Origin of the sequence: Arthrobacter sp. OAP107, from assembly GCF_040546765.1 — a bacterium.
In the GTDB taxonomy this organism is placed as follows: Bacteria; Actinomycetota; Actinomycetes; order Actinomycetales; family Micrococcaceae; genus Arthrobacter.
Genome location: NZ_JBEPOK010000001.1, coordinates 5282623 through 5303802, shown reverse-complemented (window position 1 = coordinate 5303802; position 21180 = coordinate 5282623). Strand labels below are relative to the sequence as shown.

Sequence of the window (21180 nt, the reverse complement as noted above, 5' to 3'; positions counted from 1 at the left end):
GTGGGCCAGCCTCAGACTTTTTGCTCCATGAACCACTCGGTGAAGCTGGATGCGCGCCCGTCGGAACCGAGCCGGACCACCCACAGGTTCTCGTAGCTCGGACGGTCGTCGAGGTACGTGGTGCGGCCCTGCACGAACGCCAAGTCGCCGTCGGACCCCAGCAGGGACCACTCGAATCTCCAGTCCCCGGGCTGGTCCGCCGAGCCGATCCAGCGTTCCACGATCTGTGCCCGGCCGCGCCACGGGTCGGGGTCGTAGGGCCGCGTGGCGTACACGGCCTCCTCGGTGAAGAGCCCCCCGATGTCCTCGGGGTCATTGCTGGTCCACGCCGCGATGTACCTGTCCATCCACTGCCTGATTGCATCAGTCATGGGTCCGTTGTATCGCGGCCCCTAACGACCCACAAGAGCCGGCACTGCCCACAAGAGCCGGCACTGCCCACAGGAGCCGGCCCCGCCCAGGGGCAAGGAGCCGCCTAGTGGCCCGCCGGCCCCCGCCGGCTCAGTCCCCGCCGAACTGCTTCCATTTCTGTTCCCACGCGCGGCGCGCCTCGATGTCCTTCCGGATGACCTCGAACGTTTCGAGCTCCGCCTGCTTGCCGCGCTGCCAGTCCCGCGGATTGAGGGACTTCCGTCCGTTGTCCAGCAGGATCAGGGCGCGGTCGGTGAGAGCGTCGTTGCGCAGGGACATGCTGGTCTTCTGCCGCCGCAGGACTTCCTTGAGTGCCTGCTGGGCCTGGCTGTGGGCGCCGAGCCGGCGGAGCGAACGGGCCCGGATCAGGAGCAGCGCCGCGGAGAGGTCGTCGGCGTTCAGCAGGCCTTCCGTCCAGACCACCACCTCCTGGTCCCGGCCCAGGGCGGCGGCAAGTGCGCATCTCGCCAGCGCGGTGGGCAACGACGGCGGCAGCCTGACCAGCGTTTCCAAAGCCGCCTCGGTTTGCCCCGTTTCCCGGAGGGAATGGGAGAGGGCAAGGAAAACCGACTCCTCGCTGAACAGCACCGGCACCACGATGCGTTCGGCCACCTCCACCCGGGTGACCACACGCGTCAGATAACTGGCGGCAAACTGGTTCGCCTCGTCGTCGTTCCTGATGGAAAGCCCGCGCTGCAGAAGCTCAGCGGCCCGCAGGTACCCGCCCTGCTTGTAGGCGAGGAGACCGGCCATCACGCAGCACAGCCCTGCCCAGCCGGGATGGGCGCGGCCGACGGCGATGAGGGCGTTGGGGTCGTTGTTGGAGAAGATGGCGTCGTACACGGTCCGGGCAGCTTTGCCGGGCAGCAGCTTGAGCCGGGGGACGCCGCCGTCCACGCTGATCCGGGAGTCGCTGCCGCCGAGCATGCCGTGGATGAGCCCGCCCATGCCCTCTGCTATTCCGCGCACCGGGGTGCGGACCGTGCCGCCGCCGAAGGGCGTGAGGTCGCGCGTGTCGCGGTAGATCGGTCCTGAAAACTCCCCCGCGCTCATTCCTCCATGCTAATGGAGGCCCGGAATTAAGCCGAAGCGGCGCCCACCCACACGCCCACCACCCAGGTGCTGGCGGCGAGGCAGGCCAGGCCGAACTCCACGAGCATTCCCAGGCCGGTGGCCTTCAGGGCGGCCCAGCTGGACGTCAGCGCTGCCCGGAAGTTGCGCGTGCGCTGGACTTCGCTGAGCAGCAGCCCCACGGCAAAGCCCACGAACAGGCCCACCACGGGAATGACGAACATGCCGGCAATGCCCAGCACCACCCCGAGAGCGACGCTCCTGTTCGGAATCCGGTGTTCCTTCAGTTTGCGGCCGGCGAGGACGGCGCTGGCAGCCATGCCTGCCAGCACAAAGACCATGCCGACGGCAAAAACCACCCAGCCGGTCACGCCTTCACCGCCCCAGATGGCCCACGCCAGCAGGCTCAGCCCGATCAGGAAGCTGCCGGGCAGGACGGGGATGATGGTGCCGGCAACGCCAACCAGGATGGCCAGGCCGCAGAGGACGGTCACGAAGGTTTGGGCGTTCATGCCCCCAGTCTAGGGTCCGGAATTTGCCGGGAACGACGACGGCGGTGCCTCCCCAGCACGGGAGGCACCGCCGTCGGGCTTTAATTAGCCCAGGGCCGTCAGTCAGCCCTGTTCAGTCAGCCTTAGTTGGCTTCCGCTTCCACTGCCGCGGCAACCGCGGCCGTGACGGCCGGCGCAACGCGCGGGTCCAGCGGGCTGGGCACGATGTAGGAAGCGGACAGCTTGTCGTCGGCCAGTTCGGCAATGGCACGGGCCGCGGCCACCTTCATCGCCGGGGTGATGCGGCGCGCACCGGCGTCCAGGGCGCCGCGGAAGATGCCGGGGAACGCCAGGACGTTGTTGATCTGGTTGGGGAAGTCGCTCCGGCCGGTGGCCACCACCGCGGCGTACTTGGACGCGACCTCGGGCAGGACTTCGGGGTCCGGGTTGGACAGCGCGAACACGATGGAGCTGTGGTTCATCAGCTTCAGGTGCTCCTCAGCCAGCTTGGAGGAGGACACGCCTACGAAGACGTCCGCGCCCAGCAGGGCTTCGCCGGGGCCGCCGGAGATGCCGCGCGGGTTGCTGAGCTGTGCCATCTGGGCCTTCTTGCTGGCGGGGTCGGCGGCGATGTCGGCACGCTCGGAGTTGATCACGCCGCGCGAGTCCAGCAGCACCACGTCGTCGATGCCTGCGGTGAGGAGGATTTCCGCGATGGCGATGCCCGCGGCGCCGGCGCCGGAGATCACCACGCGGAGCTCCTCGAGCCCGCGGCCGGTGACCTTGGCGGCGCCCGTCAGCGCGGCGAGGACCACGACGGCAGTGCCGTGCTGGTCATCGTGCATGACGGGGCAGTCCAGGGCTTCGATGAGCTTTTCTTCCAGCTCGAAGCAGCGCGGGGCGGCGATGTCCTCGAGGTTGACGGCACCGAAGCTGGGGCGCAGCCGGACGAGGGTCTCCACGATCTCGTCCACGTCGGTGGTGTTGAGGACCAGCGGGATGGAGTCCAGCTCGCCGAAGGCCTTGAAGAGGGCTGACTTGCCCTCCATGACGGGCAGCGAGGCGCTGGCGCCGATGTTTCCGAGGCCGAGGACGGCGGTGCCGTCGCTGACGACGGCCACGAGGCGCTGCGCCCAGGTGTGGCTCTTGGCAAGCTCCGGGTCGGCGTGGATGGCGCGGCTGACCTGGGCAACGCCCGGCGTGTAGGCGATGGAGAGGTCGCGCTTATTGCTGAGGGGAACGGTGCTGGCGATGGACAGCTTGCCGCCCTCGTGGGCAGCGAAAATTTCCTGGTCAGTCAGCTCGGTGGCTGCGCTGGTGTCGTTCGGAGCGATGGTTTCAGTGGACACGTCGTTGTCTCCTGTGGCTAGCCGTGGGCGCACGGCACAGTATGGCTCAAGCACTGGGGGCTCAAGATGGTCAGGTACGCGCTTGCCGGCGGCCCAAGGGTGGTGGGTTCCGCCGGAAAGCCTGGGGAAGTGCGGGGTACTGGCCACTCCGGTAGTGCCATGTTAGACAGGACAAAGGCCCACTGGATGCCATTTGGGGCCTTCCGGAGCGAATTCGGCCTCTTTAAACCTGATTTGTGGCTTATTTCACCGTTTTTAACGGCTTTTGTGACCTTCCGGTCTAGACCGGTTACGCGGTATTCCGCGCCAGCCGGGGTGCCGGCATGAGAAGGGTGCAGGCCTTCTTGAGATCTTCCTCCGCCTCAAACAGCGATAGCCTGCGGCAGCGCACGGACTGGACTAGACCGGTCACTGTCAGCAGCACCACCCGGGCCACGGCAGCATCCCCGCAGACGGACGTGACGGCGCGTTCTGCCAGGGAGTCGATCTCCCGCAGAAGACCGGTGGTGTCCCGGTCCTTAACGTAGACGCCCTGGCTGAGGCACTGTTCCACGGCTGGCTGCATGACGCGCATGTGGAAGATCTCCATCGCCACGCCGGAAAGCGCGTGGATGCGGACGGCGCCCGGCCCGGTCCCCGTCTTCAGCTCGCCGAGCTGGTGCCGGTAGAGGGCAAGCATCAGATGGGTGGCGGAGGGAAAGTAGCGGTACAGGGTGCCAAGGGGAACGTTGGCCTGGGCGGCAACCTCGGAGAGGGTTACGGACTTGAGGCCCTTCCGGGCGAAACCGGCAGCAACCTCCAGGATCCGGTTATAGCGCCGCTGCTGCCGGGGAAGGGTGGGCGGGGCGGCCATGGGCGGAAGATCGGGCATAAAGTCAAGCATCATCAGTCCGGAGGTTGAGATTCCTGGTGCAGTCAGGAAGAGCCCCATTCCCGGTCCTGCCGCGATTCGCACTCAACTATACGGCACGGGTCTGCGCGTTCCCTGGGAACCGGCCGCGCCGCCGGACAGGTGCGTCAGAGCGTAGCGGGTGTTGACCAGCCCCTGGCAGCAGCTAGTCGACGCCCTTGATCTTCACCACGAACACGGCGCCCAGCAGCCCGATGACGGCGGCGGCCACGTAGAGGGACACGTAGCCGCCCCAGAGGGTGACGAACGGCCACGCCAGCGCGGGGGCGATGACCTGCGGCAGGGAGTTGGCGATGTTGATGACGCCAAGGTCCTTGCCCCTGTCGGCGGCGTTCGGGAGCACCTGCGTGATGAGCGCGAAGTCGACGGCGAGGTAGGCGCCGAACCCGATGCCCAGAACGCTCGCGCCGACGATGCCGCCCACCCAAGTCGGGGCGAAGGCCAGGATCAGCGATGCCAGCGCGATGATCGCGGACGATGCGATCACCAGCGGCTTGCGCTTGCCCATCCTGTCACTAAGCCTGCCGCCAACCACGCTGGTAATGATCACGAACACTGCGTAAAGACCCGTCAGCACCAGCACGCCGAAGGCAGGTTCGAGTCCCGTGGTCTCCTTCAGGTGCACTGCATCGGCCAGGAAGAAGAGCAGGTACAGGGTGCCCATATGGTTGCCGATATTAACCAGCAGCCGGGTGATCCAGGCCCAGGCGAAGTCGGGATGCCCCAGCGGCCTGATGAACCCAAGCAGGAAGCCGGCCCAGTTCATCCGCTGTGCAGCCCTCGCCGGGAGGGGGTCGTCGTCGCTCTTGACCAGGTACATCACGACGCCCGCCACGAGGGCCGCCGCACAGACGATGTAGCCCAGCACGAAATTTCCGCTGACGACGGCGGCAATCACCGCGCCGGCCAGGATCCCGGCAGTCTGACCCATCGCCGCCAGTCCACCGACAGTAGCGCGCTGCGGAACGGGAACGCGGTCCGGAACGGCGGCCGTGATGGCGGCGTAGGCGCCGTTGCAGCCAGCCTGCACCAGACACCAGAGCAGCGTCATCACCGCGACGTTCGGCGCTCCGGCAAGCCCCACCAGCCCGGCCGCGCCGAGGACGGCTCCGGCCAGCACCCACGGCACACGCCGGCCGAACCGGGACGCCGTGCGGTCGCTGAAGGCGCCAAAGAGCGGATTGGCCACCAGCGACACCGCTGCACCGGCACCCGTAACGAGCGCGAGGATGGCTTCCTTCTGGCCGGGATCGAAATGTTCCGCCTGCAGCGCGAGGAGCACCTGGATGGGCCCGAAAAATGCCGCGTTGATGCCGAGGTTGACCAGCACCACGCCCGTGATCCAAAGGGACCGGACCCGCTCTGTCGGCTCAGTGAGCGCGGCGGACTGACGGGTGCCCACCAGGCCGGGATCGGGTACCGCACCGGGTATGTCGGACAGGCTCATATCGGTCTCCCCCTGGATCATCGTGATGATGGAATCAGACTATCGTGGGAGCCAACAGCAACCGAGGCCAAAGACTGCCCGAGGAGAACCAATGACCGCTTCGCCTGCCAACGCCGCCGTCAACACCGCCGACCTCTACGATGAGCGCGGCGACGAACTGGACTCCGTCTCCCTGCAGTTCCAGTCCCTGGGCGGCCACACGCATTTCAGCGGCCCCGTCCGGACCGTTCGCTGCCTGGAGGACAACGCCTTGGTCAAGTCAGTCCTCGCCGCACCCGGGAACGGCGCCGTACTGGTCGTCGACGGGGGCGGCTCTTTGCGGACCGCGCTGATGGGGGACCTGATCGCGGCGAGCGCCGTGGCAAACGGCTGGGCCGGCGTCGTCATCAATGGTGCGATCCGGGACCGCGAGGCCATCGCGGAACTGCCCCTCGGCGTCAAAGCCCTCGGCGGCAACCCGCGTAAGAGCGCCAAGGCCGGGGCGGGAGAGACTGACGTGGACCTGCTGATCGACGGCGTGACCATCCGCACCGGTGCCACGATCTGGTGCGACCCCGACGGCATCCTCATCGAACGCTGAGCCTGGGTCATCGAAGGGTGAGATTTCTACCCCTAGGAGCGACCTAAGCGGAGAGTTCTCACCCCTCGCCACAGCCCCATGAAATTTCAGTTGCTCGGGGGAACAAAGCAGCAAGTAACATAGTTACTGAAAGCAACTATCAAATGCGATCCCCTTTCTCTTGACCCTGGAGCAGCCATGTCCAAAACCACCGCAGGACCCGCGCCCGGAGAGGCCCTGACGCAGCGGCAGACCATCACCGTCATGGTGGGTCTGATGCTCGGCATGTTCCTGTCCTCCCTGGACCAGACCATCGTGTCCACGTCCATCTACACCATCGCCAACGACCTCGACGGGCTGTCCCTCCAGGCCTGGGCCACCACCGCATACCTCATCACGTCCACGGTCACCACGCCGCTGTACGGCAAGCTCAGCGACATCTTCGGCCGCCGCCCGCTCTACCTCGCCGCGATCATCATCTTCCTGGCCGGCTCGCTGTATGCAGGCTCGGTGCACTCGATGACCGAACTGGCCATCGCCCGCGGCATCCAGGGCATGGGCGCCGGCGGCCTGCTGGCACTGGCGCTGACCATCATCGGCGACATCGTCCCGCTCAAGGACAGGGCCAAGTTCCAGGGCTACTTCATGTCCGTGTTCGGCATCTCCTCGGTCCTCGGCCCCGTGGTGGGCGGCGCCTTCGCCGGCTCCGAGAGCATCCTCGGCTTCGACGGCTGGCGCTGGGTCTTCTTCATTAACCTGCCCATCGGCCTGGCCGCGCTGGCCGTGGTGTTCCTCTACCTCCACCTGCCCGCCAAACACGTCAAGCAGCGGATCGACTACTGGGGCGCCGCAGCCATCACCCTGGCCATCGTGCCGCTGCTGCTCGTCGCCGAACAGGGCCGCAGCTGGGGCTGGACCTCGGCCAGCTCGTTCATCTGCTACGGCCTGGGCGTCCTCGGCATCATCGCGTTCCTGCTGGCCGAGCGCCGCGCCGGCGACTACGCGCTCATCCCGCTGCGCCTCTTCCGGAACGTCACCTTCGGGCTGTCCTCGCTGCTGAACTTCATCATCGGCATCGGCATGTTCGGCGCCATCGCCATGCTCCCCATGTACCTGCAGCTGGTCAAGGGCCTCACGCCCACCGAAGCCGGCCTGATGATGATCACCTTTACCATCGGCATCCTGACCGGCTCCATCACGGCCGGACGCACCATTTCGTCGTCGGGCACCTTCCGGATCTTCCCGATCCTGGGCACCGCCATCCTGACCACCGCCGCCATCGTCATGGGGCTGTCCCTCGGCGCTGACACGGACCTCTGGGTCCCCGGCCTGATCGCCGTCTTCTTCGGCCTGGGCCTGGGCTTCTGCATGCAGCCGCTCACCCTCGCGATGCAGGTCTCCGTGCCCTCGAAGGACATGGGCGTGGGCACCTCCACCGCCGCGTTCTTCCGCTCCATGGGCGGCGCGGTGGGCACCGCCGTCTTCATCTCCATGCTGTTCAGCCTGGCCGCGGACAAGATCGCCAACGGCATGAAAGACGCCATGCAGAGCCCGGACTACGTCAAGGTCCTCCAGGACCCGGCAGTCGCCGCCGACCCCTCCAACGCCAAGCTCTACGACTTCTTCAAGAACGGCGCCAGCAACGACTCCCTCAACGACACCAGCTGGCTGCACTCCGCCAACCCGGTGCTGACCCGGCCCATCACCGAGGGCTTTGCCCAGTCGATTGACACCGTCATGCTCACCGCCGCCTTCCTGACCGGTATTGCCTTCCTCATCAGCTTCGCGCTGCCGAAGAAGAAGCTGACCGATCCCAAGGCAGCCATGAAGGAGCCCGCCGCGGCCCACTAGGCACCGCTTTCGGTACTTTCCGCAGCTGCGTTACGGCAGGCACCTTCCGGGTGCCTGCCGTTTCGTTTTCCCCGGAAACCCGCCGTAAGCGGCGCCAAACGGACGACGACGGCGGGACCGCCCGCCGTCGTCGTCCTCCGTCCCGAAGTGGATCAGTGGGCGGTGACGTGGCACACTGTTAGGCGCGTGTGCGCCGGCCGACAGGGCCGGTTTCCGCAGCCGACGACGTTTGCACCGCATCCCACCCACCCCCGAACCAAGGGAGAACCATGTCCACCGACGAGCAAAAAACCGCCAGGATCCCCAGGCGGGTGATCTGGCTGGCGCTTGCCGGCGCCGTGGGCGGCTTCCTGTTCGGCTTCGATTCCTCCGTGGTCAACGGCGCCGTGGATGCCATGAAGGACGAATTCGCGCTGAGTGAGGCCGTTACCGGCTTTGCCGTGGCCGTGGCGCTGCTGGGGTGCGCGGCCGGCGCCTACCTGGCCGGCAAGGTGGCTGACCGCTACGGGCGCATCCCCGCCATGAAGCTGGGGGCCCTGCTGTTCCTCATCAGCGCCATCGGCACCGGCTTCTGCTTCAGCGTGTGGGACCTCATTTTTTGGCGGCTGGTGGGCGGTCTCGGCATCGGCCTGGCCTCGGTGATCGCGCCGGCGTACATCTCCGAAATCTCCCCCCGCCACGTGCGGGGCCGGCTCGCGTCGCTGCAGCAGCTGGCCATTACCACGGGCATCTTCGCCGCCCTGCTCTCCGACGCCCTGTTCGCCACATCCGCCGGCGGCGCGCACCAGGCATTCTGGCTGGGCATCGAGGCCTGGCGCTGGATGTTCCTGGCCGCCGCCGTTCCAGCCGTGCTCTACGGCGTCATCGCGTTCACGCTGCCCGAGTCCCCGCGCTTCCTGGTGGTCCAGGGCAAGGAGGACCTGGCCCGGAAGGTCTTCGACTCCATCGCCCCGGATGAGGACACCGACCGCCATCTGCGCGAAATCCGCGAGGCGATCGAGGAGGACCAGCTCGCCGGCCGGAAGGGTTCGCTGCGCGGCAAGGCATTCGGACTGCAGGCGGTGGTCTGGATCGGCATCACTTTGTCCGTGCTGCAGCAGTTCGTGGGCATCAACGTGATCTTCTACTACTCCACCACGCTCTGGAAGGCCGTGGGCTTCCAGGAGAAGGACTCGCTGACCATCTCGGTGGCCACCTCCGTCACCAACATCCTGGTGACCCTCGTGGCCATCGCCCTCGTGGACAGGATCGGCCGCCGCCCCATCCTGCTGGCCGGCTCCATCGGCATGGCCGTTTCGCTCGGCGCCATGGCCCTGGCGTTTGCCTCGGCCAAAGGGACCGGCTCGGACATCACACTGCCCGGCGCCTGGGGGCCTGTTGCCCTGGTGGCCGCGAACGTGTTTGTGATCAGCTTCGGCGCATCCTGGGGACCGCTGGTGTGGGTGCTGCTGGGCGAGATCTTCCCGGCCCGGATCCGCGCCCGGGCCCTGGGCCTGGCCGCCGCCGCGCAGTGGATCGCCAACTTTGCCATCACGCTGAGCTTCCCGGTGATGGCCGCCGGCTCGCTGCCGCTGACGTACGCCATGTACGCACTCTTCGCGGCAGCCTCGTTCTTCTTCGTCATGTACAAGGTGCCGGAGACGAACGGCATGTCGCTGGAACAGGCTGAGACCCTGTTTGTTCCGAAGGGGTCCGTCAAGGTCTGACCGGCTCTTGGCTCCTCCGGCATGAAACGGAAGGCGCCCATGCTCCCTGCGGACTGTGTCCGGGGAGCATGGGCGCCTTTTGTTTTCGTCCGTGCCTTCGCTCTGGCGTGCGTTGGCCTCAGACCACGTGCGGTTCGTGGGCCGTGAGGTAGCGGCGGCCGCCGGCCACCACGGCCATGGCGGCAATCATGGCCACCGCGCCGGCGAAGAACGGCACCTGCGGCCCGAAGTGCTCGCCAAGCTGCGCGGCGGCAAAGGGCGCCAGGGCGCCGCCCATCCAGCGGACGAAGTTGTATCCCGCTGAGGCCACCGGACGCGGCGAGTCGGAGACGCCCATGGCCAGTTCCGTGTAGATGGTGTTGTTGATGCCCAGCAGCGCGCCGGAGACCACCACGAGCGCAACGACTGCGGGCACCGAATGGCCCGCGGCGAGCCCGAGGCCCGCCAGGTCCAGCATCAGCAGAAACAGCGTGCCGAGGAGGACCTTGGTGGCGCCGAAGCGGTTCTGCAGCGCCGGGGCCACAAAGACGGAAAAGACGGCGACCGCGACGCCCCAGCCAAAGAACACCCCGCCGATGCCGTAGGCGTCCATGCCCAGGATGAACGGGGTAAAGGCGAGCACGGTGAAAAAGCCGTAGTTGTAGAACAGGCCGCTGGCCGCCGTCGTACGCAGTCCCTTGTTGCCCAGGGCGCGCAGCGGATCGGCCAGGCTGACCTTGCGGTCGGGCAGCGGGGTCTTCGGAAGCAGCGCGGTGAGCGCTATGAAGGCCGCCGCCATCAGTGCGGCCGTGCCGAAGAACGGGGCGCGCCACTGCCAGCCACCGAGGAGGGCGCCCAGGAGCGGGCCCAGCGAGATGCCCAGGCCAAGGGCGGCCTCATAGAGAATGATGGCCGTGCCCGCGCCGCCGCTGGCCACACCGACAATGACGGCGAGCGCGGTGGCCACGAAGAGTGCGTTGCCGAGACCCCATCCGGCCCGGAATCCAACCAGTTCGCTGACGCTGCCGGACATGCCGGAGAGCGAGGAGAAGACCACGATTACGGCCAGCCCGGCCAACAGGGTTCGCTTGCCGCCGATCCGTGAGGAGATGAAGCCGGTGATGAGCATCGCCACGGCGGTGATCAGGAAATAGCTGGTGAAGAGCAGTGAGACCTGGCTGGGGCTGGCGTCCAGGTTCTTGGCGATGGCAGGGAGGATGGGATCCACCAGGCCGATGCCCATGAACGCGAACACGGCCGCGAGCGCCGTGGCCCAGACCGCCTTGGGCTGCTTGAGGAATGAGGCCTTCTCGGCCTCGAGGGTGGATTGTGGTGCCGGCAGGGTGTCTGCGAGCTGGCCGTCCATGGAGGGAACTCCTAAGTGTCGCTGGATCAGTTTTGAGTCGCTTGTCAGTTTTGGAGGGTGCTGTTGATCTTTTCGATGACCGGAAGGGCGGCCGCCAGGGCGTGCCGGTCGTCGTCGGTGAGGGATTCGAGAATGCCCGCCATCACGGCGTTCCGGCGCTGGTTGGCGGATTCGACGGCGTCGCGGCCTTGGGCGGTCAGTACAACGCGGACCGCGCGGGAGTCGTCGGGGTCCGCTTCCCGGCGGGCCAGTCCTGCCCGCTCGAGCTTGATGACCTGTTCGGTGGCGCTGGGCACCCGTACGCCCAGGTTCCTGGCGATCTCGCCCACCCGGACACCGTCGACGAGCAGCATTTTGAGCGTGCTCAGCTGGGCGGCGCTGAGTTCACCATCCGCATCGAGGCGACGGACCAGATACACGCTGTGCCGCAGCGCCTCGCGGAAGCCCTGCGCAAGCTCCTGCAGTTCCGGGGCATTCTTGGATTCCATACTTAGATAGCCTAATAGTTAGGCTACCTAAATGCAATACCACGCAGGACCTCACGCCGACTCGGAGGGGTGCCTGAATCCGGGGCCTAGCTCGCGGGGCGACTCACGATCGCCTCGGCATGCTCGGCCACCCAGGCAACCAAGGGCAGCAGCAGGGCGGCCAGCTCGTCCCCGCGGCCGGTCAGGCTGTAGTCCACCCTGGGAGGAATGATCGGCTGCGCGTCCCGGCGGACGAACCCGTCGGCTTCAAGGGTCTTCAGCGTCTGGGCGAGCATCTTCTCGCTGATGCCCTCGGCGCGCCGGCGCAGTTCGCTCCAGCGCTGGGGACCTTCGGACAGGGCTACGAGGATCAGCACGCCCCATTTACTGGTGACATGGTCCAGCACGGTCCGGCTGGGGCAACCGGCGGGGAAGATCCCGTCGGCGAATGGGAACGCGGGGACCTTGGCTGCGGTACTTACCTTCATGACAGTACCCTACCTGAAAGTGCGTACTCTCTTTTGGGAAGTATTCGGGAATGGGTGCGGTTGGCACCACTGACAGTCACCTCAGAAAGGACTAATCATGACCATCGTCATTACTGGAGCCACCGGCCAGCTGGGCCGCCTCGTCGTCGAAGCACTGCTTGAAAGCGGCCTCCCGGCGGAACAGATCGTGGCCGGGGGCCGGACCGCGGACAGGATCGCCGACCTCGGCCGGCGCGGTGTCCACGTCCGCAGCATCGACTACAGCCAGCCGGAATCGCTGCGGGAGGCCTTTGCCGGCGCGGACAAGGTCCTGCTGGTTTCAGGCAGCGAGGTGGGCCAGCGCGTCGAGCAGCACCGGAACGCGATCAACGCAGCCAAGGAGGCTGGCGTGGGCCTGATCGGATACACGAGCATCGCCAACGCGGACACCACTGCCATGCAGCTTGCCGCCGAGCACCTGGCCACCGAAGAGATCCTCCGGGACTCCGGCGTCCCGTTCGTCCTGCTCCGCAACGGCTGGTACCTGGAGAACTACACCGGCCAGCTTCCGGTTCAGGTCCAGTACGGCACCGTGTTCGGCAGTGCCGGGGAAGGCCGCGTTAGCGCCGCCGCCCGGGCCGACTACGCCGCGGCGGCAGCGGCCGTGCTGCTCCGGGACGACCAGGCGGGCAAGGTCTACGAGCTGGGCGGGGACGACGCCTTCACCCTCAGCGAGCTGGCCGGTGCAGTCAGCGTGGTGTCCGGCAAGCCGGTGACGTACACGGATCTGCCGGCAGAGAAGTACACCCAGGTCCTCGTGGAGGCCGGGCTGCCGGAGCCCTACGCGGCCATCCTGGCGGACAGCGACCTCGGCATCGCCCGCGGCGACCTCCTGGTCACCAGCGGAGACCTCAGTGCCCTGCTCGGCCGACCCACCACGCCGCTGCGCGAAGCGGTCCAGACAGCCGCCGAGAGCCTCCAGGCGAGCTAACCCGCGCCAAACGCCCGATCACATCCTGCAGGTTTTGGGGCAACCCTCCCTCACTTGGCGTCAGGAGCCATGGCCTGCCGTGCCTCAAGTGAGGACGCGTTGGGGGGAAAGCCGCAGGATCTGAGGACGCGTCGGGGGAAAAGCGACAGGATCTGAGAAAGCGTCTGAACAGCACAGGTTTAAATGCAGGACTTTAAATGCACGACGCCGGAGCTCACCTTGAGTTCCGGCGTCGTGCGTTTCCGTCGTGCGCTTTTGTCGTGTTCAGTTTCGTTGGGTCAGGCAGATTAAGCCGGGGCGGCGACGTCCTCAGCCTTGCGCTCCTCGACGAGGCCGCAGACCGCAGCGAAAAGCGGATGGTCCTGCGCCAGCCCGGTGATGCGCTCCGTGGCCGCCGCCGGCTCGGACGAGGCCAGGATCTGGCCGAGCTCCACTGCCTCGGCGTCGGCGGGGTCGTTGAACCGCAGGGCGGCCGCGATCGCCCCGAGCAGCGCCTCAGGGACAATCCCGCGTTCGGCCAGTTCCGCTGCCGGGCCGATGAATCGTTCGTGCCGGCTGAGCTTGCGCAGCGGCGCACGGCCCACGCGGTGCACGGTATCCGGCAGGTGCGGGTTGGTGAAGCGGGTCAGGATCTTCTGGACGTAGGCCTCCTGCTCGTCGTAGCTGAAGCCGTGCTTGGACACGAGCAGCTGCTTGGTCTCGTCGAGCACGGCGCGGACGTCGGCCGCAACGTCCTCGTCCGCCATCGCGTCGGAGATCTTCTCCAACCCGGCTTCAAACCCGAAGTACGCCGCGGACGCGTGTCCCGTGTTCACGGTGAACAGCTTGCGCTCGATGTAGGGCCCGAGCTCGTCCACGAACGTGGCGCCCGGAATCACCGGTGCAGCCCCGCCGAACGGGGTGCGATCGATGACCCATTCGTAGAACGTCTCCACCGTCACGTCCAGGCCCTGGCCCGGCTCCTGGTTGGGCACGATCCGGTCCACGGCCGTGTTGGCAAACACGGCCGCGTCCGACAGGGATCCGGCCGCCTCGTCCCAGGACGAGACGATCGACTCGCGCAGGATGTCCGTGGCGTTGATGGCGTTCTCGCACGCCATCACCTGCAGCGGCGGCAGCCCCTTGGCCCGGGCGGCGATTCCCTTGGCAATCGCGGGGGCCACGAATTTCAGGATGTGCGGACCCACCGCCGTGGTGACGATATCCGCCGTCGAAATTTCCTCGATCAGCTGCGCCTCCTGGGTGCCAGAGTTCACCGCCCGGAAGTTCTCCACCGTGCGCACTGCAGGGTTCTCCCCCACCTCGTGCACGCTGTAGCTCTCCGCCGCGGCGAGCTGGGAGATCAGGGCATCCGCAACGTCGGCGAACACCACCTCATACCCGGCGTCGTGCAGCAGCAGGCCCACGAACCCCCGGCCGATGTTGCCGGCCCCAAAATGTACAGCCTTCACTATGCGTTGACCTTTCCGAACAGTTCCAGAACTTCCTCCACGGATGTCGCCGCCTCAAGCTGCGCCACCTGCGCCTTGTTCGTGAAGACCTTGGCGATCGAGGACAGGATGTGCAGGTGCTCGTTGTTTACACCGGCCACGCCCACCACGAACTTGACCTGCTTGCCGTTCCAGTCGATGCCTTGGGGGTAGCGGATCACCGATACGGCCGACTTCCGGATGTGGTCCTTGGCGGCGTTGGTGCCGTGCGGGATGGCCAGGAAGCTGCCCATGTACGTGGAGACAGACTCCTCGCGCTCGTGCATGGCGCGGATGTAATCCTCGTCCACCGCCCCGCGCGCCAGCAGCAGCTGGCCCGCCTCGTCGATCGCGGCGTCCCGGGTAGACGCTGAGCCGGTCAGGACCACGCTCTCCGGCACCAGGATGTCCGACGGCGCTGCGACCGTTTCGGGCTCAGCGGCAGTTTCGGCGGTGGCGCCCGCCCCGGTGGTCCCGGCTGCGGCGGTGGGCACGCCGGGGGCTGCGGCCGTGGCCGCCCCGGCGGCAGGAGCCGCCGTTCCGTCAGCGTTGCTGCGCTCGACCAACTCCACGATCTCGTCGTAGCGCGGGCTGTTCATGAAGTTGTCCACGGAGACATGGACGGCGCTGGCCGTGGCGGGCTTGGCACGCTCGGTCAGATCCTGGTGCGTGACCACAACGTCGTAGGTGTCGTTGAGGTTGGCGATGGACGCGTTGGTGACGTTGACCTCGGAGAACCCGGCCGCCTTAATTTTGTTGCGCAGCACGGAGGCGCCCATGGCGCTGGAGCCCATGCCGGCGTCGCACGCGAACACGATGTTCCTGATGGGACCGGTCAGGACGCCCACGCCGCCTCCGGTGCCGGCCCCGGTGAGGGTGGAGGCAACAGAACTCTTCTTGCCCTTCATTTCCTCCATCCGGCTGGTGGCTGCGCTGAGGTCGTCCTCGTCACTGTGCTTGGTGGTCCGCAGGATCACCGAGGCGACGAGGAAGGAAACGGTGGCGGCGAGCAGCACCGAGAGAGCCACGCCGAGATAGCTGTCACGGGCGGTCTGGGCGAACACCGCGAAGATGGACCCCGGGGCGGCTGGCGCAACAAGGCCCGCGCCCGTGACGGCAAGGGTGGCGATGCCGGTCATGCCGCCGGCGATCGCGGCCAGAATCAGCAGCGGGCGCATCAGGACGTACGGGAAGTAGATCTCGTGGATGCCGCCGAGGAACTGGATGATGGCAGCGCCGGGAGCAGAAGCCTTCGCCGCGCCGCGGCCAAAGAACATGTAGGCCAGCAGGATGCCGAAGCCCGGACCGGGGTTGGCCTCCAGCAGGAACAGGATGGACTTGCCCTGCTCCAGGGACTGCTGGACGCCCAGCGGGGTCAGCACGCCGTGGTTGATGGCGTTGTTCAGGAAGAGGACCTTCGCCGGTTCGATGAAGATGGATGTCAGCGGAAGCAGGCCGTTGCTCACCAGGAACTGGACGAAGTTGCCGGCGGCCGTGCTGAACGCCGTCACCAGCGGTGAGATGCCGTAGAAGCCGAGCAGGGCCAGCAGGCCGCCCCAGATACCGGCGGAGAAGTTGTTCACCAGCATCTCGAAGCCGGGACGGATCTTGCCGTGCCAGATCGCGTCCAGATGCTTCATGGTCCAGCCGCCCAGCGGGCCCATGATCATGGCGCCGATGAACATCGGGATGCCTGCGCCCACGATCACGCCCATGGTGCCGATGGCGCCCACGACGCCACCCCGGACGTCATAGACCATCTTGCCGCCGGTATAACCAATCAGGAGGGGCAGCAGGTAGGTGATCATGGGGCCGACGAGTCCTACGTTCGGCGTGCCCGCGGCGTTGGTGCCGAACCCGCCCAGGGCGGGGACAGGGATCCAGCCCTTCTCGATGAAGAGGGCTGTAATGAGCCCCCAGGCGATAAAGGCGCCGATGTTGGGCATGATCATGCCGGACAGGAACGTCCCGAACCTCTGGACGTGCACCCGCGCACTGGTTTTGGGTTTTGCAACTGTCTCTGTTGCCATGTGATTTCCTAACGTGGTCCCTGCGGCACCGCAGGATGGTCCGATAGTTTCGTCTAGCCGGTGGAACTGGTGGAGATCCGGTGGAGCCATTCGAGAAAAAGCTTGAGTTCCGAACTGGTGAGCTGGTCCGAGTGGGATGCCTGCAGCGCTGCGTTCAGCGCAATGGCAGCCACCACCACCGATGACTTCCCGGAGTCCTCCGTTGCTGCGTCCCGCCCCTGCTCCCTGGACACCGCAAAGATCATGGCGTCCCGGGTCATGGTGGACAGCTCCAGGTTCCGCTCGGCCGCCGGTTCTGCGATCAGCATGAGCGTCACGCCCACGTTGGCAGCCAGGATGCTCCTGGCAGCTTCCCGTGGCTGGACGTTCAGCTGTCCGGCCGCAGCGGCCTTGTTCAGCATTTCCTCCAGGAGGCCCTCCGCATCGGCGACGATGGCCGGGCGGCTCTCGGGGCGGATATTACCGAACATGACCAGATAGAGCTCGGGCTGGTTGAGCCCGAACTGCACGTGGTTGTCCCACATCCGCCGGATATCCACCAGCGGCTGTCCGGACGGGGCGAAGTCCCGCTCGCCGGCCACATATTCCTCGAAGCCTGCGGCGACAACTGCGTCAAACAGGCCCTCCTTGTCACCGAAATGGTGATAGAGGGTGGGCGCCGTGACGCCCGCCAGCTGAGTGATCTGGCGGGTGGAAACAGCCGCCCCCGCGGACTTGGCCAGCAATTCGGCTGCCGCACGCAACAGCCGCATTTTGGGCGGAAGCTGGCCATCGAAACTCATAACCGCTACCCTAGCACCTATAGCAACGCTATATGAACTGAATCACATACAATTTTTTTCAGGCACCGCAAAGCAGCTTCGGACGTAGCCGTTCCGGGCTTCCGGGCTCCCGCCCGGGCAGATACCGGCGGGCCTGGCTACCGGCAGAGAACGAGGACCTTCAGTGCAGAACTTCCCAGGAGTAGGCGTCAGCCCCGGCCGCATCATCGGCACGATCCGCCAGATGCCCAAGCCCATCAGCGAACCTCCGGCCGGCGAACAGCTGGCTGCCGGCACCACACCCGAAGATGCCACGGCAGCACTGAAGGCTGCAGCGGGGGCCGTCCACGATGAGCTGCGCGCCCGCGCGGACCACGCCACCGGTGATGGCAAGGCCGTCCTGGAAGCCACGGCCCTGATGGCCAAGGACACCATGCTGATCAAGGGCGCCGCGAAGCTGATCGCACGCGGCACCTCGCCGCAGCGGGCCATCTGGGAATCCGGCTCGTCGGTTTCGGAAATGCTGCACAACCTGGGCGGCTACATGGCGGAACGCGCCACCGACGTCCTGGATGTCCGTGCCCGCATCGTGGCCGAACTCCGCGGTGTGCCCGCCCCGGGGATCCCGTCGTCCAACGAACCCTTCATCCTGGTGGCCGAGGACCTGGCCCCTGCCGACACTGCCACCCTCGATCCCAACAAGGTCCTCGCCCTGGTGACCGCCGGCGGCGGTCCGCAGTCCCACACCGCGATCATCGCGCGCTCACTCGGCCTTCCCGCCGTCGTGGCCGCCATCGGCGTGGACGAACTCCCGGACGGTACGGAGGTGTACGTCGACGGTGCCGCCGGTTCCATCACGGCCAATCCGGACGACTCACTGCGCGCAACCGCCGAGGCCTGGGCCGCCACGGCGTCCCTCCTGGCCGAATTCAGCGGGACGGGTTCGACGGCGGACGGTCACCTGGTGCCCCTCCTCGCCAACGTGGGCGGCGCCAAAGACGCCCAGGCCGCGGCCAAGCTCGGGGCCCAGGGCGTGGGACTGTTCCGCACCGAGTTCTGCTTCCTGGAACGTGACACCGAGCCCACCGTCGAGGAACAGGCCGCAGCGTACAAGGGCGTTTTCGATGCCTTCCCCGGCAAGAAGGTGGTGCTCCGCACCCTGGACGCCGGCGCCGACAAGCCGCTTCCCTTCCTCACCGACTCCACCGAACCCAACCCTGCCCTGGGTGTGCGCGGCTACCGCACCGACTTCACCACCCCCGGCGTCCTGGACCGGCAGCTGGAGGCGATCGCGAAGGCCGAAAAGGAGTCGGAGGCCGACGTGTGGGTCATGGCTCCGATGATTTCGACGGCGGAGGAGGCCGCCCGTTTCGCCACCATGTGTGCCGAGGCCGGCATTAAGACGCCAGGCGTGATGGTGGAGGTTCCCTCCGCCGCCCTCACTGCCGACACCATCCTGCGCGAAGTGGCGTTCGCCAGCCTGGGAACCAACGACCTCACCCAGTACGCCATGGCCGCCGACCGCCAGCTGGGTCCGCTCGCCGGCCTGAACACCCCGTGGCAGCCTGCCGTGCTGCGCCTCGTGGGCCTGACCGTCGAGGGATCCAGGGCAGAGGGGCACAACAAGCCGGTGGGCGTCTGCGGAGAGGCCGCGGCGGACCCGGCCCTCGCCGTCGTGCTGACAGGCCTGGGCGTCACCACACTGTCCATGACCGCCCGGTCGCTGGCGGCGGTGGCCGCCGTGCTGAAGACCGTCACGCTCGCAGAGGCCCAGGAACTGGCCAAGCTGGCACTGTCCGCGCCCAGCGCCGTGGAAGCCCGGGCCTGGGTCCGGGAGAAGCTGCCCGTCCTGGAAGAACTCGGACTGTAACCCGCAAAGTCAGGCGGGCATCCGGAGTTCCGGATGCCCGCCTGCTTTTTGGGTTTCAGGCCGTCGATCCGCCTGCCGCCGCCGAGCCCTCGGCAGCGGTGCCGGCCCAACTCCGGATAATCCGGGCAACATCTTCGGTAGCGGTCTCCTGAACCACGTGCCCGCGTCCGCGCACCTCGGCAAACGCCCCGTCCGGTGCCTGCGCAGCGAGCTGTTCGCACCACGGCCGGCGCGCAATCGGATCCCTTCCGCCGCGGAGCACGAGCACCGGCTGCGCAACACCCCGGATCCGGGTATCGAGCGGGTACTCCATCATCACGGGCAGTTCGGTCACATACCACCGCATCCCCGCCCGGAAATAGTCGGTGAAGACCACGGCGTTGGCGCTGGGCGGCTCGCTGAACAGGGCATCCCGGGTGAGCGCCAGCGCGTGCCAGGCGGCACTCCTGCGGGCGGGATCCACCACAGGACCCATAAGCACTGTCCGGGCCACCAGCCCGGGCGCCTGAAGTGCCAGCTCCACCGCAAACTGCGCGCCCATGGAATGGCCCACCACAATGCAGGACGCCACGCCACGCTCCTCCAGTACCGCGGCGACGAAGGCCGCATAGTCCTCGACGGTCACCTGGCGCCCCGGGCGCGGCGTGCCGCCGAAACCCGGCAGGTCGAAAGAGTAGACGGCGGCACCCGCCTCGACGCCCTCCGCCGGCCGGTACTGTTCTTCGGGCGGCTCGTTCTGTCCTTCCGGGCGGGCCAGTTCCATGTGCAATCCGGCGAGGTAGCGGTGGGATACGCCGATGCCGTGGAGCAGCACGTAGGCCGGCTGCCCCGTGGCCGCAGGCACGTTTGCGGAATACAAGCGGCCCGTCAGGCCGTTCGCCGTCACTGCTGTTCCACCGGCAAGTCTCATCCGCCGAGCATATCCAACCGACGGTTCCGCAGCGGTTAGGCTTCTGCCATGGCTCTGATTGCTCCCAGGGTGGCGCCCGCCCTTCCTGCCGACGACGCGCTGGCGCTGCAGCGCGCGCTCGACGGCGGAACTGACATTACCGTGTTCGTTGACGGGACCGTCCACCGCCTCCCGCCCCAGGCGAGGGACGCCGTCGTCGACCTTCTGGCACGGTTCAGCCGCGGCGAAGCGGTGACCGTGAGCAGCGTGGAGGAAATGCTGACCACCTCCCAGGCGGCCGAACTGGCCGGAATCTCCCACACCTACCTACGGAACATGACGGACCGGGGTGAGATCCCGGTGGAATACCGCGGCACGCACCGCCGCATCCGGCTGGCTGCCATCATGAGCTGGCTGGAAGGGCAGAAAAAGAAGCAGGCGGGCAGCTGACGCTGCCGGGGCTTCCGACGCCGAAAACCGGAAGTAAAGCCGGGTCCGGCACTGGTCCAAACGTTAACGTGCAAAGACTGAGGTAATCGGAAGAGCCTCGCAGCGAATTCCTGTACCTGAAGCAGGAACTAGCCAACTTCCCCGTGGCCGTTGGTCCGTACGTTGATTTCGCTCCGCGAGCCGGTGGTGGTTCTGCTGGGGCCCAACCTCACCCTCCGGGACTAGTCTCCCCGCGAAAATGACGGGGTGATAAGGATCAAGCAACGATCCACCGGAACCCGGGCTTCCGGCTGGCGCGCAGGGTTACTCTTTATTCGTGGTGAGATTCAGGGGGTTGCACATCGTGGCGGGCATCGTCGCAATGGGTGTGGCGGCTGCCCTCGGAATGATCATGGGCCTGAACAACACCGCCGTCTTTACCTCCAGCTGTGTGGTCTTCGTGGCAGTTTCCCTGTGGGTCCAGAGCCGCGTGGCCAAGCTCGGCACCCGGCTCCAGGGGCTCCCGCAGCACCCTCCCGAGGGCGCCGCGCCGGAACGGGCAGCAGAGCGGCCTGCCGAGTGGACCACCGAACGGGCCTCCGAACTGGCCGCCGACCGTGCGGCCGAGCAGCTGCCCAGCGGCGAGGGCACAGCCGCATAGCCGCTT

20 protein-coding genes are annotated in these 21180 nt (G+C 67.0%); 7 read left to right on the top strand and 13 right to left on the bottom strand.

Annotated elements, in window-relative coordinates:
• Positions 1–11 precede the first annotated feature (11 nt).
• The 6 genes from ABIE00_RS24375 to ABIE00_RS24350 form a co-directional block, all read right to left on the bottom strand.
• Positions 12–371: a nuclear transport factor 2 family protein gene (locus ABIE00_RS24375; protein WP_354263168.1), complete on the bottom strand. Its 360-nt coding sequence runs from the start codon at positions 369–371 to the stop codon at positions 12–14.
• A 130-nt stretch (positions 372–501) separates the two neighbouring features.
• The gene (locus ABIE00_RS24370; RefSeq protein ID WP_354263167.1) at positions 502–1464 is read right to left on the bottom strand and encodes a tetratricopeptide repeat protein; all 963 of its coding nucleotides are present in this window, start codon (positions 1462–1464) and stop codon (positions 502–504) included.
• 26 nt (positions 1465–1490) lie between these two features.
• A complete protein-coding gene (locus ABIE00_RS24365) occupies positions 1491–1994 on the bottom strand; it encodes a DUF456 domain-containing protein (RefSeq protein WP_354263166.1) in 504 nt (167 codons plus the stop codon).
• 122 nt (positions 1995–2116) lie between these two features.
• The gene (locus ABIE00_RS24360) at positions 2117–3322 is read right to left on the bottom strand and encodes an NAD(P)-dependent malic enzyme (protein WP_354263165.1); all 1206 of its coding nucleotides are present in this window, start codon (positions 3320–3322) and stop codon (positions 2117–2119) included.
• 289 nt (positions 3323–3611) lie between these two features.
• A complete protein-coding gene (locus ABIE00_RS24355; protein ID WP_354263510.1) occupies positions 3612–4205 on the bottom strand; it encodes a TetR/AcrR family transcriptional regulator in 594 nt (197 codons plus the stop codon).
• 172 nt (positions 4206–4377) lie between these two features.
• Positions 4378–5679: an MFS transporter gene (locus ABIE00_RS24350; protein WP_354263164.1), complete on the bottom strand. Its 1302-nt coding sequence runs from the start codon at positions 5677–5679 to the stop codon at positions 4378–4380.
• A 91-nt stretch (positions 5680–5770) separates the two neighbouring features.
• On the opposite strand from ABIE00_RS24350, the gene rraA reads away from it, so the two are divergent.
• The 3 genes from rraA (at position 5771) to ABIE00_RS24335 (ending at position 9795) form a co-directional block, all read left to right on the top strand.
• Entirely contained in the window at positions 5771–6259 is a 489-nt protein-coding gene (gene rraA, locus ABIE00_RS24345; protein ID WP_354263163.1) for a ribonuclease E activity regulator RraA, read from the top strand.
• Between the two features lie 177 nt (positions 6260–6436).
• Positions 6437–8089, top strand: coding sequence for an MDR family MFS transporter (locus ABIE00_RS24340; RefSeq protein ID WP_354263162.1), 1653 nt, complete (start codon positions 6437–6439; stop codon positions 8087–8089).
• A gap of 269 nt (positions 8090–8358) precedes the next feature.
• Positions 8359–9795, top strand: coding sequence for a sugar porter family MFS transporter (locus tag ABIE00_RS24335; RefSeq protein WP_354263161.1), 1437 nt, complete (start codon positions 8359–8361; stop codon positions 9793–9795).
• A gap of 118 nt (positions 9796–9913) precedes the next feature.
• On the opposite strand, the gene ABIE00_RS24330 is transcribed toward ABIE00_RS24335, so the two are convergent.
• The 3 genes from ABIE00_RS24330 to ABIE00_RS24320 all read right to left on the bottom strand — a co-directional run bounded on the left by ABIE00_RS24330 (position 9914) and on the right by ABIE00_RS24320 (position 12095).
• Complete coding sequence (locus tag ABIE00_RS24330; protein ID WP_354263160.1) at positions 9914–11140, bottom strand: MFS transporter; 1227 nt, start codon at positions 11138–11140, stop codon at positions 9914–9916.
• A 44-nt stretch (positions 11141–11184) separates the two neighbouring features.
• Entirely contained in the window at positions 11185–11628 is a 444-nt protein-coding gene (locus ABIE00_RS24325; RefSeq protein ID WP_354263158.1) for a MarR family winged helix-turn-helix transcriptional regulator, read from the bottom strand.
• Between the two features lie 86 nt (positions 11629–11714).
• The gene (locus tag ABIE00_RS24320) at positions 11715–12095 is read right to left on the bottom strand and encodes a winged helix-turn-helix transcriptional regulator (protein ID WP_354263157.1); all 381 of its coding nucleotides are present in this window, start codon (positions 12093–12095) and stop codon (positions 11715–11717) included.
• A 97-nt stretch (positions 12096–12192) separates the two neighbouring features.
• Between ABIE00_RS24320 and ABIE00_RS24315 the strand changes: the two genes are divergently transcribed.
• Positions 12193–13065 carry an SDR family oxidoreductase gene (locus ABIE00_RS24315; RefSeq protein WP_354263156.1) on the top strand — a complete coding sequence of 291 codons (873 nt, stop codon included), beginning with the start codon at positions 12193–12195 and terminating at the stop codon, positions 13063–13065.
• Positions 13066–13352: 287 nt separating this feature from the next.
• Here the strand turns inward: ABIE00_RS24315 and ABIE00_RS24310 are convergent, their stop codons facing one another.
• The 3 genes from ABIE00_RS24310 to ABIE00_RS24300 are packed head-to-tail and all read right to left on the bottom strand — an operon-like array spanning position 13353 to position 17346.
• Positions 13353–14516 carry a mannitol-1-phosphate 5-dehydrogenase gene (locus ABIE00_RS24310; protein ID WP_354263155.1) on the bottom strand — a complete coding sequence of 388 codons (1164 nt, stop codon included), beginning with the start codon at positions 14514–14516 and terminating at the stop codon, positions 13353–13355.
• Positions 14516–16564: a PTS mannitol transporter subunit IICBA gene (locus ABIE00_RS24305; protein ID WP_354263154.1), complete on the bottom strand. Its 2049-nt coding sequence runs from the start codon at positions 16562–16564 to the stop codon at positions 14516–14518. Before ABIE00_RS24305 ends, ABIE00_RS24310 begins: the two co-directional genes overlap by 1 nt.
• 53 nt (positions 16565–16617) lie before the next feature.
• The gene (locus tag ABIE00_RS24300; protein ID WP_331573323.1) at positions 16618–17346 is read right to left on the bottom strand and encodes a TetR/AcrR family transcriptional regulator; all 729 of its coding nucleotides are present in this window, start codon (positions 17344–17346) and stop codon (positions 16618–16620) included.
• Between the two features lie 163 nt (positions 17347–17509).
• Here ABIE00_RS24300 and ptsP point away from each other — a divergent pair, with 163 nt between their 5' ends.
• Complete coding sequence (gene ptsP / locus ABIE00_RS24295; protein WP_354263153.1) at positions 17510–19195, top strand: phosphoenolpyruvate--protein phosphotransferase; 1686 nt, start codon at positions 17510–17512, stop codon at positions 19193–19195.
• A 55-nt stretch (positions 19196–19250) separates the two neighbouring features.
• Here ptsP and ABIE00_RS24290 read toward each other — a convergent pair whose 3' ends face one another.
• Entirely contained in the window at positions 19251–20105 is an 855-nt protein-coding gene (locus tag ABIE00_RS24290) for an alpha/beta fold hydrolase (protein WP_354263152.1), read from the bottom strand.
• Positions 20106–20153: 48 nt separating this feature from the next.
• Between ABIE00_RS24290 and ABIE00_RS24285 the strand changes: the two genes are divergently transcribed.
• Together ABIE00_RS24285 and ABIE00_RS24280 are read left to right on the top strand one after the other, a co-directional pair.
• Positions 20154–20534 carry a helix-turn-helix domain-containing protein gene (locus ABIE00_RS24285; RefSeq protein WP_354263151.1) on the top strand — a complete coding sequence of 127 codons (381 nt, stop codon included), beginning with the start codon at positions 20154–20156 and terminating at the stop codon, positions 20532–20534.
• A 316-nt stretch (positions 20535–20850) separates the two neighbouring features.
• Positions 20851–21174, top strand: coding sequence for a hypothetical protein (locus ABIE00_RS24280; RefSeq protein ID WP_354263150.1), 324 nt, complete (start codon positions 20851–20853; stop codon positions 21172–21174).
• Positions 21175–21180 lie beyond the last annotated feature (6 nt).

Bases quoted from the DNA above. Each gene is read 5' to 3' on its own strand.
- ABIE00_RS24375 (WP_354263168.1), bottom strand. From the start codon at position 371: ATGACTGATGCAATCAGGCAGTGGATGGACAGGTACATCGCGGCGTGG.
- ABIE00_RS24370 (WP_354263167.1), bottom strand. From the start codon at position 1,464: ATGAGCGCGGGGGAGTTTTCAGGACCGATCTACCGCGACACGCGCGAC.
- ABIE00_RS24365 (WP_354263166.1), bottom strand. From the start codon at position 1,994: ATGAACGCCCAAACCTTCGTGACCGTCCTCTGCGGCCTGGCCATCCTG.
- ABIE00_RS24355 (WP_354263510.1), bottom strand. From the start codon at position 4,205: ATGCTTGACTTTATGCCCGATCTTCCGCCCATGGCCGCCCCGCCCACC.
- ABIE00_RS24350 (WP_354263164.1), bottom strand. From the start codon at position 5,679: ATGAGCCTGTCCGACATACCCGGTGCGGTACCCGATCCCGGCCTGGTG.
- rraA (WP_354263163.1), top strand. From the start codon at position 5,771: ATGACCGCTTCGCCTGCCAACGCCGCCGTCAACACCGCCGACCTCTAC.
- ABIE00_RS24340 (WP_354263162.1), top strand. From the start codon at position 6,437: ATGTCCAAAACCACCGCAGGACCCGCGCCCGGAGAGGCCCTGACGCAG.
- ABIE00_RS24335 (WP_354263161.1), top strand. From the start codon at position 8,359: ATGTCCACCGACGAGCAAAAAACCGCCAGGATCCCCAGGCGGGTGATC.
- ABIE00_RS24330 (WP_354263160.1), bottom strand. From the start codon at position 11,140: ATGGACGGCCAGCTCGCAGACACCCTGCCGGCACCACAATCCACCCTC.
- ABIE00_RS24325 (WP_354263158.1), bottom strand. From the start codon at position 11,628: ATGGAATCCAAGAATGCCCCGGAACTGCAGGAGCTTGCGCAGGGCTTC.
- ABIE00_RS24320 (WP_354263157.1), bottom strand. From the start codon at position 12,095: ATGAAGGTAAGTACCGCAGCCAAGGTCCCCGCGTTCCCATTCGCCGAC.
- ABIE00_RS24315 (WP_354263156.1), top strand. From the start codon at position 12,193: ATGACCATCGTCATTACTGGAGCCACCGGCCAGCTGGGCCGCCTCGTC.
- ABIE00_RS24305 (WP_354263154.1), bottom strand. From the start codon at position 16,564: ATGGCAACAGAGACAGTTGCAAAACCCAAAACCAGTGCGCGGGTGCAC.
- ABIE00_RS24300 (WP_331573323.1), bottom strand. From the start codon at position 17,346: ATGAGTTTCGATGGCCAGCTTCCGCCCAAAATGCGGCTGTTGCGTGCG.
- ABIE00_RS24290 (WP_354263152.1), bottom strand. From the start codon at position 20,105: ATGAGACTTGCCGGTGGAACAGCAGTGACGGCGAACGGCCTGACGGGC.
- ABIE00_RS24285 (WP_354263151.1), top strand. From the start codon at position 20,154: ATGGCTCTGATTGCTCCCAGGGTGGCGCCCGCCCTTCCTGCCGACGAC.